This window comes from Staphylococcus sp. GDY8P120P (genome assembly GCF_017892065.1).
Taxonomy (GTDB): domain Bacteria; phylum Bacillota; class Bacilli; order Staphylococcales; family Staphylococcaceae; genus Staphylococcus; species Staphylococcus nepalensis.
In genome coordinates, this window is sequence record NZ_JAESKI010000003.1 from 310,888 (window position 1) to 330,248 (window position 19,361).

General features: G+C 32.8%; 15 protein-coding genes, 1 tRNA gene and 1 pseudogene. 3 read left to right on the forward strand and 14 right to left on the reverse strand.

Going from position 1 to position 19,361, the window contains the following annotated elements; genetic code table 11:
- Positions 1 to 688 precede the first annotated feature (688 nt).
- The gene (locus KA900_RS03580; RefSeq protein WP_210139308.1) at positions 689 to 2,311 is read right to left on the reverse strand and encodes a BCCT family transporter; all 1,623 of its coding nucleotides are present in this window, start codon (positions 2,309 to 2,311) and stop codon (positions 689 to 691) included.
- 271 nt (positions 2,312 to 2,582) lie between these two features.
- Between KA900_RS03580 and KA900_RS03585 the strand changes: the two genes are divergently transcribed.
- On the forward strand, positions 2,583 to 3,014 hold the full coding sequence (locus KA900_RS03585) for a GNAT family N-acetyltransferase (protein WP_103373263.1): 432 nt from the start codon (positions 2,583 to 2,585) through the stop codon (positions 3,012 to 3,014).
- A gap of 1,230 nt (positions 3,015 to 4,244) precedes the next feature.
- A pseudogene (locus KA900_RS14750) lies at positions 4,245 to 4,412 on the forward strand (transposase); the annotation flags it as partial.
- A gap of 228 nt (positions 4,413 to 4,640) precedes the next feature.
- Here KA900_RS14750 and KA900_RS03590 read toward each other — a convergent pair.
- The 13 genes from KA900_RS03590 to zapA all read right to left on the reverse strand — a co-directional run bounded on the left by KA900_RS03590 (position 4,641) and on the right by zapA (position 18,067).
- Positions 4,641 to 4,714 (reverse strand) — tRNA-Arg (locus KA900_RS03590).
- A 239-nt stretch (positions 4,715 to 4,953) separates the two neighbouring features.
- The gene (locus KA900_RS03595) at positions 4,954 to 5,463 is read right to left on the reverse strand and encodes a metallophosphoesterase family protein (RefSeq protein ID WP_096810353.1); all 510 of its coding nucleotides are present in this window, start codon (positions 5,461 to 5,463) and stop codon (positions 4,954 to 4,956) included.
- Positions 5,463 to 6,044 (reverse strand): XTP/dITP diphosphatase, encoded by a 582-nt coding sequence (locus KA900_RS03600; RefSeq protein ID WP_096810354.1) that lies wholly within the window; start codon positions 6,042 to 6,044, stop codon positions 5,463 to 5,465. Before KA900_RS03600 ends, KA900_RS03595 begins: the two co-directional genes overlap by 1 nt.
- A 17-nt stretch (positions 6,045 to 6,061) precedes the next feature.
- Positions 6,062 to 6,856: a glutamate racemase gene (racE, locus tag KA900_RS03605; RefSeq protein WP_096810355.1), complete on the reverse strand. Its 795-nt coding sequence runs from the start codon at positions 6,854 to 6,856 to the stop codon at positions 6,062 to 6,064.
- Between the two features lie 261 nt (positions 6,857 to 7,117).
- Complete coding sequence (gene sdhB, locus KA900_RS03610) at positions 7,118 to 7,930, reverse strand: succinate dehydrogenase iron-sulfur subunit (protein ID WP_096810356.1); 813 nt, start codon at positions 7,928 to 7,930, stop codon at positions 7,118 to 7,120.
- Between the two features lie 2 nt (positions 7,931 to 7,932).
- Positions 7,933 to 9,696, reverse strand: coding sequence for a succinate dehydrogenase flavoprotein subunit (gene sdhA / locus KA900_RS03615; protein ID WP_210139309.1), 1,764 nt, complete (start codon positions 9,694 to 9,696; stop codon positions 7,933 to 7,935).
- 40 nt (positions 9,697 to 9,736) lie between these two features.
- Positions 9,737 to 10,348 (reverse strand): succinate dehydrogenase cytochrome b558 subunit, encoded by a 612-nt coding sequence (locus tag KA900_RS03620; RefSeq protein ID WP_096810358.1) that lies wholly within the window; start codon positions 10,346 to 10,348, stop codon positions 9,737 to 9,739.
- 337 nt (positions 10,349 to 10,685) lie between these two features.
- Positions 10,686 to 12,470 carry an excinuclease ABC subunit UvrC gene (gene uvrC, locus KA900_RS03625; protein WP_096810359.1) on the reverse strand — a complete coding sequence of 595 codons (1,785 nt, stop codon included), beginning with the start codon at positions 12,468 to 12,470 and terminating at the stop codon, positions 10,686 to 10,688.
- A gap of 229 nt (positions 12,471 to 12,699) precedes the next feature.
- A complete protein-coding gene (trxA, locus tag KA900_RS03630) occupies positions 12,700 to 13,014 on the reverse strand; it encodes a thioredoxin (protein WP_019469293.1) in 315 nt (104 codons plus the stop codon).
- Positions 13,015 to 13,096: 82 nt separating this feature from the next.
- Positions 13,097 to 15,445 (reverse strand): endonuclease MutS2, encoded by a 2,349-nt coding sequence (locus KA900_RS03635; protein WP_119487804.1) that lies wholly within the window; start codon positions 15,443 to 15,445, stop codon positions 13,097 to 13,099.
- 9 nt (positions 15,446 to 15,454) lie between these two features.
- Positions 15,455 to 17,167, reverse strand: coding sequence for a DNA polymerase/3'-5' exonuclease PolX (gene polX / locus KA900_RS03640; protein ID WP_096810361.1), 1,713 nt, complete (start codon positions 17,165 to 17,167; stop codon positions 15,455 to 15,457).
- A gap of 112 nt (positions 17,168 to 17,279) precedes the next feature.
- Positions 17,280 to 17,801 carry a CvpA family protein gene (locus KA900_RS03645; protein WP_103373526.1) on the reverse strand — a complete coding sequence of 174 codons (522 nt, stop codon included), beginning with the start codon at positions 17,799 to 17,801 and terminating at the stop codon, positions 17,280 to 17,282.
- Entirely contained in the window at positions 17,801 to 18,067 is a 267-nt protein-coding gene (gene zapA / locus KA900_RS03650) for a cell division protein ZapA (protein ID WP_096810363.1), read from the reverse strand. The genes KA900_RS03645 and zapA overlap by 1 nt, the downstream gene beginning before the upstream one ends.
- A 305-nt stretch (positions 18,068 to 18,372) precedes the next feature.
- On the opposite strand from zapA, the gene rnhC reads away from it, so the two are divergent.
- Positions 18,373 to 19,311 carry a ribonuclease HIII gene (rnhC, locus tag KA900_RS03655; RefSeq protein WP_107644530.1) on the forward strand — a complete coding sequence of 313 codons (939 nt, stop codon included), beginning with the start codon at positions 18,373 to 18,375 and terminating at the stop codon, positions 19,309 to 19,311.
- The last annotated feature ends 50 nt before the right edge of the window (positions 19,312 to 19,361 follow it).

A 19,361-nucleotide genomic window follows, 5' to 3' on the forward strand; every position in this document is an offset into this window, starting at 1 on the left:
ATTTTAATTTACTCACTTCATTTTATAATAAAACACTGCTAAATCAGCAGCAATAGTATGTCAAAACAGCAGACTTTTTAGTTAGTATCCTTGATTTATTGATTAACCAAAATATTTTAATATATGGTATACAAGTATCAGTCACAAAAATATATCTGTAACAACTGGCGCCCAGTAATTTTATTAAACTTAGCTTAGAAGAAAGAAACAAAAAAGCCATTGGTATAATTAACAGCGCATAAATATAGAAATCTGTATTCTAAAAATTCTATGGAATTATTTATAAAAAGCCTCAAAATAACAAGAAGTATATTAAATCAATTTTCGGGACGTGTACCCTTCTTGGTTAAAATTTGTAAAATACAAAAACATAATTTTAAACAAAGTAAAAAGAACACATATTTTTAAATTCTATGCACGGCTTACTGGGGCTATAAACCATAGTTCATCCTCAAATATACAAATATACAAATATACGACACATTTGAGTGATAAATAAGATTTTTTACATACAAAATAAAATAAGCAGCCGAATTAACGACTGCCTTTATTTCATATTATAAAGAAATGCTCATATCAAGAAAACAAACCAATAATACCAAATTATATTAGCATAACAATTTATTAATTTGTTCAATTATCCTTAGGGATGTAAATAATACGCCTATTTATTATAGAAAGATAGTTATCATTCTGAATTCCTAGTTGCTTTTCTTCTTTCAATAATTTCTTCTTCGTAGCCTTCTTGGTTCCTTTTCAAATAACTTTCCATACGTTTTTTGTTAGGTTGTAAAGTCAACCCTAAAAACTTCCGTTCCTTGTTAGCATCTTTATAGAAGGATATCATCATCAGTATAATTATAACTGAGAAAGGCAATGCAGTCATAATCGCCATATTTTGTAATGCGCTCAATCCATTGTTTCCACCTGAAAAGAGTAATACAAACGCAATTAAGGCTTGGGCTAAGCCCCAAATAATTTTTATTGTCACTGATGGATTTAATGATCCAAACGTAGTTTGCATACCTAAAACAAATGTCGCTGAATCAGCTGATGTGACGAAAAACGTAACAATCAATATTAATGTAATAATTGATAGTACAAATCCTAATGGTACTGCATCAAAAACACCAAACAGCGCTGTTTCAGAAGGCATATCAAATATTTTCGGATGACTTTTAGCTGTTTCAATACCAAGTACACCAAAAGCAGAAAACCAAACTATACTCACTAACACTGGCGCTAATAAGACACCTGAAACAAATTCTCTTATTGAACGTCCTTTAGATACACGCGCTATAAATATACCTACAAAGGGACTCCAACTAATCCACCATGCTAATTGGAAAAATGTCCATTGTGACATCCACTGATGTTTTTGACCATTTAATGGCGCTGTATCAAACATATTATATAAGAACGTGTTTAAATATTCTCCAGTTGAAGTAGTTAACATATTTAAAATCAAAACGGTAGGTCCAATAATCAATACAATGATAAGTATTATTCCTGCAAGTCCAATATTTATGTTACTAATATATTGCATCCCCTTATTCAAGCCTGACCATGCGCTGCTAAGAAATAAGAATGTCACTATGACAATTACAATACCTTGCGTAGTAATATTGTTGGGAATATCAAATAAATAACTAAGTCCCCCTGATATTTGTAAAGCACCTAAACCTAATGAAACAGCTACACCGCCTATAGTTGCAAATACTGCAATCACATCAACAACTGTTCCTATTGGTCCCTCTACTTTATTACCAAAAATAGGTCGTAAAGTTCTCGAAATGAGACCAGGTTCATTTTTTCTATATTGAGAATAAGCTAAAGCGAGTGCTACTATACCGTACACGCCCCATGCATGGAAACCCCACTGCATAAATGAACCTCTTAAAGCTTCAGTATAAGCATGTGTTGTTTTAGGGTCGCCTGTAGCTGGGTTAGCAAAATGACTGATCGGTTCTGCTGCACCATAAAAAACAAGCCCAATACCCATACCTGCACTAAATAACATTGCAAACCACGAGATAGTATTAAAAGCTGGTTTATCTCCTGGTTTTCCTAATTTTAATTTTCCAATCGGGCTAAAAATTAAAAATATACAGAAAAATATCATTACTGCTACTATAATCATGTAATACCAACCAAAATATTCAGTTATCCAAGATGTAATACTTGATCCAAGTTTATTAAATTGGTTAGGAAATATTGCGCCTAGTATCACAAAAACTGCAGTTATAATTATACTAAAAATAAAAACTGCAGATAGTTTTCTATTATTTAAATTTGGATTTTTTTGTTCCAAATTTATGAACCTCCTTTAAACTTAACGGTAAAAAACGACAAACCCCATAATACATTAAATTTACTTCCAAAAAAATACCAACGCTTTATAAAATAGGGATTTATAACAAAAAAGATACCCCGAAAAAAGGCCCCCATTTATTTTTATTAAAACGTATTTCGAAAGCGCGTGCGATTTAACACTTTCTTACCTTGATTTATGGGTTTGCTTATTAAGTTAATTTTATTATAATGAATATCAAAATAAAAAGTAAAAACAAGGAGCCAGAAATATGCATTTATCCAAAATAAAACTTCAGGAAAAAGATTATCCAAAAGCATTAGAAATATGGGAAAAATCTGTAATTGCAACACATGACTTTTTAAAAGAAAAAGATATTTTGGAATTAAAAAATGAAATTCCAACTTATTTCAAATATGTAAAAGCTTATTTATGGTTCAATGATAAAGAAGCAATTGGTTTTTCAGGCACAAACGAAAAAAACTTAGAAATGCTTTTTATAGATCCTAAATATTTTAGAAATGGGTATGGAACAGAAATACTTCAATATCTCATTCAAGAAAACAAAGTACATTACGTTGACGTCAACAAAGACAATCATAACGCTGTAAAATTTTATGCCAAAAATGGATTTAAAAAATATAAAGAATCTCAAAAAGACGGTCAAGGTAGAAACTATCCTATTTTACATCTTAAATTATAATTTTTCACTTATTAACAATAGGCTCTGACCCCTCTTAATTTAGTAGTTTATTCTAATAATTTTAGTTTTATTTTTGATTTTACTCTCTAATGTAATGTTAGTTAATTCTATCTTTTCTAATCTTGTCAAAGCACCTAACTTTTTGAAAATTCGTATGTTTTCTTTTTAATCTCTTCTTAACTTTCCCCATTACATCTGATAGTTCATCATATAATATTCCATTATTTTTTAATTTAGTAACATTTTCACTTTGAATATTTATCGAGACATAATAAAGTCCTGTTATATCAACGTTTTATTTAACGATATATAATGGGGGAGAGCCATACACTCTCCTGAGAAGGATTTAGCAAATAGCTTTATAGTCTTTGTGAATGTGTTTTTGTAGCCGTATTGTGTCCATTATTTTTACGCACATTAATCGGTAGATTTATTTTATCTCCACAGTATCTTTTAAATTAATCTAGTTTTATATGTAATAATTTTTTGCACACTAAAACATCCCCTAATTATTAATAAAAGCGGGATACTTAAAAAATAATAAACAGAAGATATGGTAATCTGATTAAGTGTAAATAATATTTGGAGATGTAATTGTAGTATCCCCTGCCATTTTTTCTCAAACTTAAAGGTGAAAAAATCAATAAACAGAAATAAAAAATATACTTTTTTAGAAATATCTATACTATTACAAAAGATAGCGGAACCTAAAGTAATAGCAGGGATTTAGAGGTGTCGTTTAGGATATTATCAATTAATGATTCAATAATAATGTTCTACTTACTTTACAATTAAACTTAAAAAACAATAACTTTTTATACAAATTTTTATTGAACGTAAAAATGATACTTAAAAATTAAAAAAGGCCCCCAATTAAGAGGACCTCAGGATTATAAGGAGTTGCGTTCTCCTCCACGCCAAAGGGCATGTAAGAGAAGAAACTCATTATTTCCTTAACGCCCTAAGGCGTGTACCCTAAGTTTAACTTATTAAATTTAATAAGTAAATTAAAAATAGTAATTTGAGATTTATTCATATTACTCTCTATTTTATCTCCATAATATCTTTTAAATTAACTTTACGTAACACAGTTTGTTCATATAAGTATAGTAATTATTCATAGCTATCTACTTTGTGAATGTGCCCTTCTATATTAGGGTCCTTTTCGCTACAGGTTATGCAAAAAGTGGCGAATGCCATTAAAATTATCAATTATCATTAAAATACCCTAATATGAGCAATGCTCCAATAGAAGGTATCAATAATAAAGTTAAACTTATTAAATGAATATCGTTTGGATATAAAAATCATGATAATTTGCGTAATCGTATCTTACTAACTTCACGGCTTTATACTTCTTCAATCAAAAAAGAGATTAAGCAACCTAATATTGCCTAATCTCAAAAATGGTATCAGTCCTCTTTGACAAAGAGTCTAAAAAATTAAGAAATGCAAATATGTCGTAACCATATTTGTGGCCACGCATACAAATTTTGTAACCACCATGTGACCAAAAATTATAAAACATATAAAAATATAATTTTAGACAAAATAAAAAGAACGCTGACATATCAACGTTCTTGGTTAAGTATATGTTATAGAATTTGGTGTAATTCTATGCATTAGTGTCCTGGGAGGGATTCGAACCCCCGACCGATGGCTTAGAAGGCCATTGCTCTATCCAACTGAGCTACCAGGACATCATTCTTTTGAACACAAGAATTATTATATCTAACTTATGCCAATAAAGCAATACTCTGGCCATTAAAAATAAATATGATTTTTCACTATTGTAAACTTTTTATCATATTATTGCCATTTTATTTTTTATCAAATTATTTTTCGAAAACGCGTCATTAAACTTTCAAATACAGAAACAAGGAAGCGTTACTAAAATGAAAGATGTCACCATTTTATAAGCACACTCCCTCTTATCTAATTAAATTGTAAAATTTTCGCTATTAATAATTTTATGGTCTCGATTGCGGAAATTTAACGTTGCAGATTGATTTGTTTCATCAATTAACAATTCTGCATAAGTTTCTTCTATATCGCTTCGAGATTGTGAAATGCTTCCAGGATTTATAACATGCACGCCGCTAATGACTTCATGTTTAGCTACATGTGTATGGCCATAAAATGCAAATTGGCAATCTGAAGCTTTTGCTTGTTGGGCTATATTCATTCTTGTGCGATTAACACTGTATAAATGGCCGTGCGTTAAAAATGCTTTTATTCCACGTATATCAATAGTTTGTTCATTTGGAAATTCTGGATAAAAATCAGTGTTTCCTTTTACTTTATAGAAATGACTCAATTCACTATCGTCATATGCAAGTTCAGAATCTCCTAAATGTATTGCAACATCTATATCATCATGCTGATTAATGACATTGAATAAAATACCTTGTTCTGTATGATTATCACTAACAATTACCCATTTCGTCATTATTGATCACCTTCTAGATATTGTTGTAGTTGTTCTATTGCTCTCCCTCTATGACTAATTGCACCTTTTTCTTCAGCTGTTAATTGTGCCATCGTTTTATTTTTATCTTCAACATAAAAGACTGGATCATAACCAAAACCATATTCACCAATTTTGTCTAAAGTAATTTCACCTTGTACTGTCCCTTTAAATTGAACCGTTTCTTCGCCAGGCGCACTCATACTAATGACACAAACAAACTGCGCGCTGCGATCAGTTTCATCGCCTAATTTAGTTAATAATTTTTCAATATTGGCATTATCATCTTTGGCTTCACCTGCATATCGTGCTGAATAAATGCCAGGTTCGCCATTTAAAGCAAAAACTTGTAAACCACTGTCATCAGCGATTACACGTTTATTCAACGCTTTAGCAGCAGCTTCAGATTTTAATTTTGCATTTGCTTCAAAGGTATCGCCTGTTTCTTCAACATCAAAACCTTCAATAATTTCTGAAATGCCTATGACGTTATATTCAGGAAAAATAACTCTAAAATCATTTATTTTCCCTTTATTATTTGATGCAATAACAATATCTTCCATTTTGTTTTCTCCTCACTTTAAACTTCGATTTTTTCAACTGTTGTTTTCATATTTAACCATTCTTCAATAATACGTTCGATATGTTCAGTTTCTCCGGTAGCAAAAAATCTATGTTTAGGTTGGCTTTTATAGCCAGCATGTTCATTGCTAAAGGTTAATAATGCGCTTACTTCTCTAGCAGTTTCTAAACCTGAAGAAATAACAATTTTTTCTCCCCCAAAATAATCGTTTATTGGTTGATACAACAATGGGTAATGTGTGCAGCCTAAAATAACAGTATCTGCTTTACTATTTCTCCATTGTTTTAATGTTTGATGAATCACTATGCTAGTAATTGTCGGATCTTTATACCTCATTTGTTCAACAAGAGGCACAAAACCTGGACAAGCTACGCCTGACACTTCTACATTCGGATTTATCTTCTTAATATGGTGTCTATAAGCCTCCGATTTAATAGTACCTTCTGTTCCTAAAATTAAAACATTTTGATTTTTAGTAGTCATAATTGCTGTTCTAGCGCCTGGCTCAATGACGCCAATAACAGGTATAGCAAATAAGCTCTGCAGATGTTTCAAAGCTACTGCTGTTGCGGTATTACACGCAATAACTAACATTTTAATATCAAAAGCCATTAGTTTTTCAGCTAATTCAGTTGTGAATTGTCTAACTTCTGAACCTTCTCTAGGTCCATAGGGACATCGTTTAATATCTCCTAAATAGTAGATTGTTTCATTTGGCAATTGGCGCATAATTTCTTTTGCTACTGTTAAGCCACCAACGCCAGAGTCAATGACTCCAATTGGTTTCTCCATATTTTGTTCATCCTTACATGTTTACTTGTCTTTTATTGTAGCACAGCCACGTTTTCAAAATCATTTTACAAGACCTAAAATATAATAAATATATCGCTTAAAAACATAATAAATAGCTATGTTTCAGAATAAATGAGCCATTAGATAAAGCAGTTTTTAAACACTTGAATAACCGCTTTTTCACACAGACACCCACTACCACAATATAGAAAAGCCTGAGATATTTATATCCCAGACTCTTTGTTAATTTATAATATTTAATTAATTTACTTGATGATCTGAACCAAAGAATGATTTAAACATGTGGAAAGAAGTTTCTCTGTTTAATGCTGCTATAGATGTCGTTAGTGGAATACCTTTTGGACATGCATTAACACAGTTTTGAGAGTTACCACATTCTTGTAAGCCACCTACGCCCATCAACGCATTTAAACGCTCGTCCTTAGTCATTGAGCCTGTTGGGTGTAAGTTAAATAATCTAACTTGTGAAATGGCTTGTGCGCCTATAAAATCATTATCTCTTGTAACGTTTGGACAAACTTCTAAACACACACCACACGTCATACATTTTGATAACTCATATGCAGTTTGTCGTTTTTTCTCAGGCATACGTGGTCCAGGACCAAGGTCATACGTACCGTCAATCGGCACCCATGCTTTCATACGTTTCAAGTTATCAAACATTCTACTACGATCAACTTGCAAGTCACGGATAACTGGGAAGGTGCTCATTGGCTCTAATTTAATTGGTTGTTCTAATTGGTCAATGATTGCCGTACAAGATTGTCTTGATTTACCATTGATAACCATCGAACAAGCGCCACAGACTTCTTCTAAACAGTTCATATCCCAAATGACAGGTGTTGTTTTTTCACCCTTGCTATTAATTGGGTTACGTCTAATTTCCATTAAACAAGCGATGACATTTAAATTCTCTTTATAAGGTATTTCAAATTCTTCCTCATAAGGATTTGATTCTGCGTCATCTTGACGTTTAATAATTAATTTAATCGTTTTTTGGCTTTGTTGTTCGTCTTGTGCTTGCGCTTCATTTACTTCTTTAGTATCTGCCATAATTATTTACCTCCTTTAGCACTACTTGTATAGTCACGTTTACGAGGTGTGATTAAACTTACATCGACTGGTTCGTATGTAAATTTAGGCGCTTCTGTTTTTCCTTGATATGATGCTAAAGTTGTTTTCAACCATTCTTCGTCGTTTCTCTCAGGGAATTCTGGTTTGTAATGTGCCCCACGAGACTCATTTCGGTTATAAGCACCGATTGTGATAACACGTGCTAGAACTAACATATTCCATAATTGACGTGTGAAGAATACTGCTTGGTTACTCCATGTTTGCGTATCTTCAATGTCAATATTTTGATAGCGCTCCATCAATTCTACGATTTTCTTGTCTGTTTCTAATAGTGATTTATTTTCTCGTACAACCGTTACATTTGCTGTCATTACTTCACCAAGTTCTCTATGAAGTTTATACGCGTTTTCTGTACCGTTCATTTTTAATAGATTATCGAATTTTTCTTGCTCTTCTTTGACACGTTTTTCATAAATGCTATCATCTAAATCTGTATAAGAATTTTCAATATTTGAGATATATTTGATCGCGTTCGGTCCTGCAACTGTACCGCCATAGATTGCCGATAACAATGAGTTAGCACCTAAACGATTACCGCCGTGTTGTGAAAAATCACATTCACCAGCTGCAAATAAGCCTTTAATATTCGTCATTTGGTCATAGTCTACGTATAGGCCACCCATTGAATAGTGTACCGCTGGGAAGATTTTCATTGGTACTTTACGTGGATCATCACCAGTGAATTTTTCATAAATTTCAATGATACCACCTAATTTTACATCTAATTCATGTGGGTCTTTATGTGAAAGGTCTAGATATACCATGTTTTCACCGTTAATACCTAGTTTTTGGTTTACACATACATCAAAGATTTCACGCGTTGCAATATCACGCGGTACTAAGTTACCGTAATCCGGGTATTTTTCTTCTAAGAAATACCATGGTTTACCATCCTTATATGTCCAAATTCGACCACCTTCACCACGGGCAGATTCACTCATTAATCGTAATTTATCGTCTCCAGGGATAGCTGTTGGATGAATTTGAATGAATTCTCCATTCGCATACATCGCTCCTTGTTGGTATACGATTGAAGCTGCAGAGCCTGTATTAATCATTGAATTCGTTGTTTTACCAAAAATAATGCCAGGGCCACCAGTTGCCATGATAACCGCATCTGATCCAAAAGATTGAATTTCTGCGCTAGTCATATCTTGTGCTACAATCCCTCTAGCCATGTTGTCATCATCTTTGACAATGCCTAAGAATTCCCAACCTTCATATTTTGTTACTAAACCATCTACTTCGAAACTACGAACTTGTTCATCTAGGGCATACATTAATTGTTGTCCAGTTGTCGCTCCAGCATAAGCTGTTCTATGATACATCGTACCACCAAAACGTCGGAAATCTAAAAGTCCTTCACTTGTTCTATTAAACATTACGCCCATACGGTCCAGTAAATGAATAATTTTAGGCGCTTCTTCTGCCATTGCTTTTACGGGTGGTTGGTTAGCTAAGAAATCGCCACCATAAACTGTGTCATCAAAGTGGACCGCAGGTGAGTCACCTTCACCTTTCGTATTTACCGCTCCGTTTATGCCGCCTTGGGCACATACAGAGTGTGAACGTTTAACAGGAACTAATGAGAACAAGTCTACATGAGCGCCTTGTTCCGCTGCTTTAATTGTTGCCATCAGACCGGCAAGTCCTCCACCGACAACAATAATTTTTTTCTCTGCCATAAATAGTCACTCCCCTAAATATATCTGAAACATTTTTAAATTATACGAACGCAAGAATAGCACTTAATCCAATATATGAAACTACGATAAATACAATAAGTGATACCCATGTAAAAATTTGTTGTGATCTTTTTGATTGTAAAACGCCCCAAGTTACTAAGAACGACCATAAGCCATTAGCAAAGTGGAATGTTACAGCTAGTAAACAGATGATATAGAAAATTAACCAACCTGTATTTGATACAATGTCATGTACCATATCAAAATTCACTTCATCACCTAATGCACGTTGAATACGTGTTTGCCACAAATGAATCGCAACAAAAACAAACGTAATAACACCTGTGACACGCTGTAATAAGAACATCCAATTTCTAAATTGGGAATAATGTCCTACGTTTTCCTTTGCCGTAAAGGCAATATGTACACCATATACCGCATGATAAAAAATTGGAATATAAATAAAGATAAACTCCAATGCAATCAAAAATGGCAGTGATTCCATAAATCCAGCTGCTTTGTTAAACGCCTCAACACCTTTCGTTGCTTGGTGGTTAACGAGCAAATGGATTAATAAGAATCCGCCTATCGGTATCACGCCTAGTAAAGAATGTAAGCGTCTTAAATAGAATTGATTTTTCGAGTATGCCAAAAGGAAGTCCCCCCTGTGAAACAATTAATTTTTTGGTATCTTTCATTAAAGTAAAGAAGCGATGACACTTATCAACTAAAACTAAGCTACAACATTTTATAATATCGCTTTATATTTATAGCAATGTAAAGTGCAACATACTTTTGTTAAACATTGAAGTATTACCCCTAGTTGGTTTTGACAGTTGTTTAACAACTTAGATTTAAGTGATAATTTTTCTCAATTAGAAAACGCTTCCATATACTTTTAAAAAAAGAATCCCTGTTATTTGCTATTGTAACACTAATTAGTAAGATTTTGGGCATGAGAATGATTCTCATCCCCTAATCTTTTTTTCTTACTTGTTGTATAACGCCTGATGAAGATTCTCAGCAACATTTTGAGGTAACCCCGCTGATTTTAATTCTTCAACGCTTGCTTCTTTCATTTTCTTGATTGAACCGAAAGTACGCAATAATTTTGTTTTTCTTTTAGAACCGATACCGTCTACAGTATCCAATACTGATTGTAAACCTGTCTTCTGACGTGTTTGTCTGTGAAATGTAATTGCGAATCTATGAACTTCATCTTGAATTCTTTGTAATAAGTAAAAAGCTTGGCTATTCTTTTTCAGAGGAACCACTTCCGCACTTTCCCCGTATAAAATTTCTGATGTTTGATGCTTATCATTTTTACGTAAGCCAGCTACTGGAATGTCTAGTCCTAATTCATTTTCAAGTACATCAATGACGCCGGTCATGTGACCTTTACCACCATCTACAATAATTAAATCAGGTAAAGGTGAGCCTTCATTCAGCACCCGCGTATAACGTCTTCTCACAACTTCTCTCATAGATTTATAATCATCTGGACCATCTACTGTTTTAATCTTATATTTGCGGTAGCCTTTTTTATTAGGTTTGCCATCAATAAATGAAACCATGGCTGAAACAGGGTGCACGCCTTGAATATTTGAATTATCAAAAGCTTCAATTCGTATGGGCGTCTGTATACCCATGCAATCTCCCAACTCTTCAATCGCTTTAACTGTACGTGACTCATCTTTAGCAATTAATTCGAATTTATTATCTAATGTCACTTCTGCATTATGATTGGCTAAGTCTATCAATTCTTTTTTCTTACCTTTAATTGGCTGCACAATTTTAGTGTCGACCACTGATTGAATAATTTCTTTATTTAAATTTTTAGGGATATGCACTTCTTTAGGTAATATATGTTGGTTCAAGTCATAAAATTGACCTATAAAGGTATAAAATTCTTCTTCTTCTGTTTGTTGCAAAGGAATCATTGTAGCGTCTCGTTTAATCATGTTTCCTTGCCTAATGAAGAACACTTGAACACACATCCAGCCTTTTGAAACAGTGTAACCAAAAACATCTCTAATAGTATTATCAGAAGTTGTAATTTTTTGTTTTTTAGTTAAATTATGAATGTGTTGAATCAAATCTCTATATTCTTTCGCTCTTTCAAAATCTAGTGCTTCACTTGCTTCGCCCATTTTTTGTTCTAAATTATTCAGTATAGTCTTATCTTCTCCATTTAAAAAATCAGAAATTTCTTTTGTCATTTCAGCGTATTTATTTAAATCTACTGGATAGACACACGGCCCTAAGCACTGCCCAATATGGTAATATAAGCACAATTTATCTGGCATTTTATCACATTTCCTAAATGGATAAATTCTATCGAGTAGTTTTTTCGTTTCTTGAGCCGAATACGCATTAGGGTACGGTCCAAAATATTTTCCAGTCCCCTTTTTTACCGTGCGTGTCACAAGAAGCCGAGGATATTTTTCTTTTGTAATTTTGATAAAGGGATAACTTTTATCGTCTTTTAATAAAATGTTATACCTAGGTTGATATTGTTTAATCAAGTTAAGTTCTAACAATAAAGATTCAGTCTCACTTGATGTTACAATAAATTCAAAATTTCTAATTTCTGAAACGAGCCTTGTTGTTTTAGCATCATGTGCACCAGTAAAATAAGACCTTAATCTGTTTCTTAACTTTTTTGCCTTACCTACATATATAATTTGATCATTGCGATCTTTCATTAAATAACAGCCTGGTTCAGTAGGTACTACAGTCAATTTTTGCTTAATATCTTCTTGATATGCTTCCATTTCATTTTCCTCCTTTCTATCAAATTTCTATATTCTTTATTGAAAAGTAAATGTATATATATAAACTTACACTGAAAATAAGTTATACTTCATTTTTATCCTTCTTTGTAAGATTAAAATGCTAATTGTTATTATAAAACATTATTTATAATTAAACCAAAGTATTCGTTTTATTTACAAATTTAAAAGCTGAGACATTAAATTAATTAATGTCCCAGCTTGGTTGTTTCTATAAGTGTTTTTCGATTACTTCTGCTAAGTTTTCTTTAGGTTGGAAACCTACAACTTTATCAACAGGTTCTCCATCTTTAAATAAGATTAAAGTTGGGATACTCATTACTTCAAATTTAGCAGCTGTTGATGGATTTTCATCTACATCAAGTTTTAAAATATTAGCTTTTCCATCATAATCACCAGCTAATTCTTCTAATACTGGAGCAATCATCTTACATGGTCCACACCAAGTTGCCCAAAAATCTACTAAATTGACACCTGATTGAATATTTTCATCAAAGTTTGAATCTGTTACTTTTACGATTGCCATAACTGCCAATCCTCCTTAAATTATCAAATGATGAAGAAATTATAACAGAGTTTTTATAATTCTGCATATCTCTTGCTCACATTTATTTTAATTCTACAACGGTCACGCCAAATCCGCCTTCACTTGGCATACCGTTCCTATATGATGACACATTTTTATGTCGTTTTAAATGTTTTTGCACACCTTTTTGCAATGCGCCTGTTCCTTTACCGTGAATAATGTAAACTTGCTCATAGTTACTCAACACAGCTTGGTCTAAATATTGATCAACTGCGACCATCGCTTCATCATAACGATAACCGCGTAAATCCAGTTCCATCTTTATGCTTTGGCGATTTTCACGCTTAACCATTTTAGTAGGCGTTTCTTTCGTTTTTTTCGTTTTTTCTAAGTCACTGATTGGCAGCTTCATTTTAATAATACCCATTTGGACGACTGCTTCATTTTCGTCCAATAATTCTAAAATCTCGCCTTTTTGCCCATAAGTTAGCACTTTCACTTCATCGCCGACTTTAATTTCATCCCATTTTTTCTTTTGTATATTTTGTTTTAATGATTTCGCTTCATACTGATCGTCAAGCTGTTTCTTTTTATTAATGAGTTCATGCTCTTTTACATCTGCACCTTTTTTGTCTCTAAGTTCACGTAATTCTTTAATAATATCCTCAGCTTCTTTAGTTGCAGCTTTCACCCGTTGATTTGCTTTTTCTTTAGCTTCGCTCATTAATTGTTTCTCATGATTTTGATACTGTTCGTATTGTTTCTCAAGATTATCATGTGTCTCTTGTGCTTCACGTAGCAATCTATCTAATTCAATACGTTGTTCATCTACACGTTTAGAATTTTTTTCTAATGACGCGATCATTTCATTTATTTCTTGTTCGTCTTGACCAATCATTGATTTCGCTTTTTGAATTACTTTCATATTTAAGCCTAATTTTTTAGAAATGTCAAAAGCATTTGAACGTCCTGGCACGCCCATTAACAATTTATACGTCGGGCTCAATGTATTAATGTCAAATTCAACACTCGCATTCATCACACCAGTTCTGTTATAACTGTAAGCTTTAAGTTCAGGATAGTGTGTAGTTGCCATGACGAGAGAACCAATGTCATGTACATAATCTAAAATACTCATTGCTAATGCAGCACCTTCACTAGGATCTGTGCCAGCGCCAAGTTCATCAAATAAAATCAAACTGTGCTTAGTTGTATTTTGTAATATTTCAACAATATTTTTCATATGAGAAGAAAATGTTGATAGTGATTGTTCAATAGATTGTTCATCCCCGATATCACAATAAACATTCTCGAAGATGCTCAGTTTACTGCCATCTAATGTAGGAATCAGCATACCGGATTGTGCCATAAGAATAATGAGTCCTAGTGTTTTAAGTGTTACGGTTTTACCACCTGTATTCGGCCCAGTAATAATCACCGCTTCAATATCTTCTGCGAATTCTATCGTATTCGCTACAACTGTATCTTGATCTAATAAAGGATGGAATGCTTTTGGTAGATAAACTGTGCGTTCACTTGTAAATTCAGGCTTTGTACCTTTGAACGAACGTGCATAACGTGCTTTAGCAGTTAAAAAATCTATCTGGCCCATTATAGATTCTGAAATTAAGCATGCATCTGCTTCTGCAGCCACATAGCCGGTTAGTTCAGTTAAAATACGTTCACTTTCTACTGCTTCATCATTGCGTAGTCGGCTAATTTGGTTATTCATTTCAACAATAGAAGATGGTTCAATATAAAGTGTTTGACCGGATGCGGATTGGTCATGCACAATGCCGTTAAAATCTTGACGGTATTCAGCTTTGACTGGAATAACGTTACGTTCATTACGAACTGTGATAATAGCATCAGACAATTTTTTCTGATTCGCTTGGCTCTTAACAATTTTATCTAAATTTTGTTTTATACGTTGCGTTGTTCCAGATATTTTACTGCGAATACCTTGTAATTCATAACTTGCATTGTCAAATAGATCATTTGCATCACATTTTTGGTGAATATTTTGATATAAACCTGAAAGTACAGGTAATTGTTCCATTCTATCGTGGAGGATAGTATAATTCACTTCCTCTTCTTCTTCCAACAAGTTATTATAAAATGTTTTATATTGGTTTTGAATTTGTATTAAGCGTTTAATTGCATTGAGCTCTTTAACACTTAATACGCCACCAATTGTTGCTCTATGGATGAGTGCAGATACCGCTGATAGACCACTCAAACTCGGCAATCTATATTTATTATAAATTTGAGCAATTTCATCTGTTTCATTAATTTGAAATTCTACAGTTTCTATATCAGTTGCTGGCACCATTCCAACTACTTTTTCTTTACCTAAATCACTCATTGTTTCTTTTTCAACGAGTGCTTTAATTTTATCGAATTCTAAGACATTTAATGATTTCTGTCTCATATAATCCCTCTATTTCTTCAATTTAATATTGTTTTCGATAAACGCTTTAAAAGCCTCTCGATCCATCGTATTAATTACGCTATCTTTTTTAACAAATCCTTTTTGTGCAGTAGCCACACCATATTTCATAAATTCTAAATGATCGACATGATGCGCATCTGTGTTAATCGTCAATTTAACGTTTGGATGCTTTTTAACTATTTCCGCGTTTAAATCTAAGCGTTTTGGATTTGCATTGATTTCTAAAATCGTATTTGTTTCTTCAGCAATTTTACATAATTTATCAATATCTGGTTCATATCCTGGTCGTTTACCTATAATACGTCCTGTAGGGTGCGCAATATGTCTTATATAGGGATTCCGACATGCTTGTTCCAATCTATACATAATTTCATCTTGCGATTGATTAAAACTTTGATGTATTGCTGCAATAACGTAATCTAATTGTGCTAAGATTTCATCACTATAGTCTAATTGACCATTAGGTAATATGTCCATTTCAATGCCTGAATATATATCAATTTCATCGTATTTTTTATTTAAAGCTTTAATCGCTTCATTCTGGCGTAATAAACGTTCTACAGAGAGACCGTTTGCCACTTTTAAACTTTGAGAGTGATCAGTAATAACCATAAATTGATAACCTTTAGCAATATTTGCTTCAATCATATCTTCAATGCTAAAAGCACCATCACTGTATGTTGTATGCATATGAATATCACCGTTGATATCATTTAAAGTGACAATGTTAGATAAATCTTTATCAAACTCGCTTCCATCTTCACGTATCGCTGGTTCGATCCAATTCACACCAAAGTGTTCATAGATTTCTTTTTCACTATGGTATTGGAGTAATGAACCATCGGCTTTTTCTATACCATATTCACTTACTTTTTCATCTTGTTCTTTTGCTAATTGGCGGATGCGAATATTATGATCTTTCGAACCAGTAAAATGCTGTAGCGTATGATAAAACGCTGAAGGTTCAATCAATCGGAAATCTACACCTATCGTTTCATCATCATAGGCTAATTCTAATGAAACTTTTGTCGAACCAACTGCAATTTCTTTCACCTTGTTTGGAATGTTCAATAATGCTTGCTGTACTTCCGTTGGTTGTTTTGTACTTATAATATAATCTAAATCTTTACTCACTTCTTTAAAGCGACGAAAGCTGCCTGCAACTTCGTATTTTTCTATGGCTTCAACTGTCGCTAAATAGTCGTCAATGTCTATATTTAAACCTCTCATTTGATCAATAGGATAATGTTCTTTTTTCGCGCCCAATGCTTTCACTGCTTCAAGTATATTCTGTTCCGTTTTCTTAGCGAAACCATTTAGTTCACTTACTTTTCCTTCTTCGCATGCTTGTTGCAAAGCTTCTTTTCCATCTATATTAAGTTCTTTATATAGTTTAGCTATTTTCTTACTACCAAGTCCTTGAATTTTTAGTAAAGGTATAAGTCCTTCTGGCACTTCTTCTTGTAAAGCTGCTAATGTTGTCGAATGACCGTTTACAAGGTATTCATTGATCACTTCACCAACACCTTTACCAATTCCTTTTAATTCAGTGACATCTTCAATTTGATCCAAAGGGCGTTCGTCGATTTCTAAACTCTGAGCTGCTTTTCTATAAGCTGAAACTTTAAAAGTATTTTCACCTTTGATTTCCATATATACAGCTATTTTTTCTAATAATTGAACAATTTCTTTTTTTGTCATTAAGTTTCACTCCATAAAAAAAGACCAAGACAACATACCCTAGTTATTTCGGTATATCAGTTATGTCTTGACCTCCTAGTTTTTAAAATCACTGTATTCCACACGAATATATTTAAAGTTGTGTGATAAAAGTTGAGATAAACGGAATATGTAATAATATGTATTCTGTTATGATTGAATGAGATAGTTGTTGTTGGATTAAGCCATTAGGATATATGGCTATACCATATAACAAAATAGCACTAATAATTGACGATGAAATCAAACTCAATACCATTCCAGATACCCTGCTTATCATATTCGGCCAGCTTTGTTGAACAATGTTATCAAATAGTACAACAACACCATAACATATAGCTTTCGTAAGGGTTGCAATAATTACAAAAGCAACCACGTGCTCAAATCGTTGCTGCAGATGAGCGAATTGAAATGCAAAATCCAAATCATAAGCGCGCGTTTTAGGATAAGGTACAAATAGTTCTAAGCGTTGTGCAACATGCCTATAATAACGTTGAGCTAACCATAAAGCAAACATTGTAGTGCCTAAATGTAAAGTTGTTAACCAAAGCCCTCTTCTAAATCCAATCATACCAATATATATGAAGAGAAGAACAACTAGTATATCAATTATCATTAGTCTTCACTATTTTTTAACTGGTTTATTTCTTGTCGCAAACGTTCATTTTCCTCTTCTACTTGCACTTTTTCATGCATAATATTAACAGCGGTAAGGATTGCTTTTCTTGTAGTATCTAGTCCAGCACTCTTACTCGCAAGTTCTTTGAGTCTTTCATCTACTAAGTGTGCTACATAACGGATATGCTCTGGATTATCCTCTCCTACGATTGTATAATGTTGATCATTGATAGTTACGTTAATCCGGTTTTTAAACTCACCCATATAATAACTCCTGACTTTAAAAATATATATTTCCAATCTTGCTGTTATATACCTTTATTTATATTTATATGTTCGTAATTTATAATATTTATCACGAACTATTATACACGACAAAATATTTTTTTGTAAGAGGTGTGATTTGTTATATTTGAATTATTTAATAATTACATATATTTAACTTTAACACCTTTTAATTCAAGCTATATTGCTACTTATAACATAAAACATTCAAATATTAAAAATTATGATATGATATGCATTGTCTCATTTTAAAATAAGTAATATGAACAAAGCGAGGTCACTCAATGACGAATGTAGTACATAAATTAACAAATCAAGAAATCCAAGAATTAATGACTAAAATACGTTTTGATACATCTAATCTTTCACAAGGTATGAAAGCACGTACAAAATATCAAAATACTTCCATCACGATCTATAATTCAAATAAGATAATGTTTCAAGGGAAAAACGCAGAAGCTGTAGCCAATACTTTACTACCATCTAAATCTACGGCTACTCAAAATAATACAAAAACCTCCAAAATCAAACAAGCTAAGCAACACATATATTATAACCAATTTCAATGTATAGGGAGCGATGAAGCAGGTAGTGGTGATTATTTTGGTCCCCTTACGGTATGCGCCGCCTATGTATCTAATAAGCATGCGCAAATCTTAAAAACGCTTGGCGTAGATGATTCCAAACGGCTTACTGATTCAAAAATTGTTGAGCTTGCTGAACAGATTATAACGTTTATTCCGCACTCTTTACTAACAATGTATAATGAAAAATACAATGAAAAGCAAAAGTCTGGTTGGTCTCAGGTTAAAATGAAAGCTGTTTTACATAATGAAGCGATTAAGAATGTCGTTGATAAAATCGATCAAGAAGAATTTGACTACATCGTTATCGATCAGTTTGCAGAGCCCGGTGTTTATAAAAGGTATGCACTTAGTCAAATGCCTTTCGAAAATAAGACGAAATTTGAAACTAAGGGTGAATCAAAATCAATTGCAATTGCAGCAGCCAGTATTATTTCTCGTTATGCATTTGTAAAAAATATGGACCATTTATCAAAAAATGCAAAAACTGATTTACCTAAAGGAGCTAGTAATAAAGTAGATTTAGCAGCAGCAAAAATCATTGAAAAAAATGGCATTGACTATTTAGATACAATCACGAAAAAACATTTTGCTAATAGAAATAAAGCTATCAATTTAGTAAACCAAAAACATCGCTGAATTTGCACTTAAAACAGTTATGCTTAATACATAAATTAAAACCTTGAACT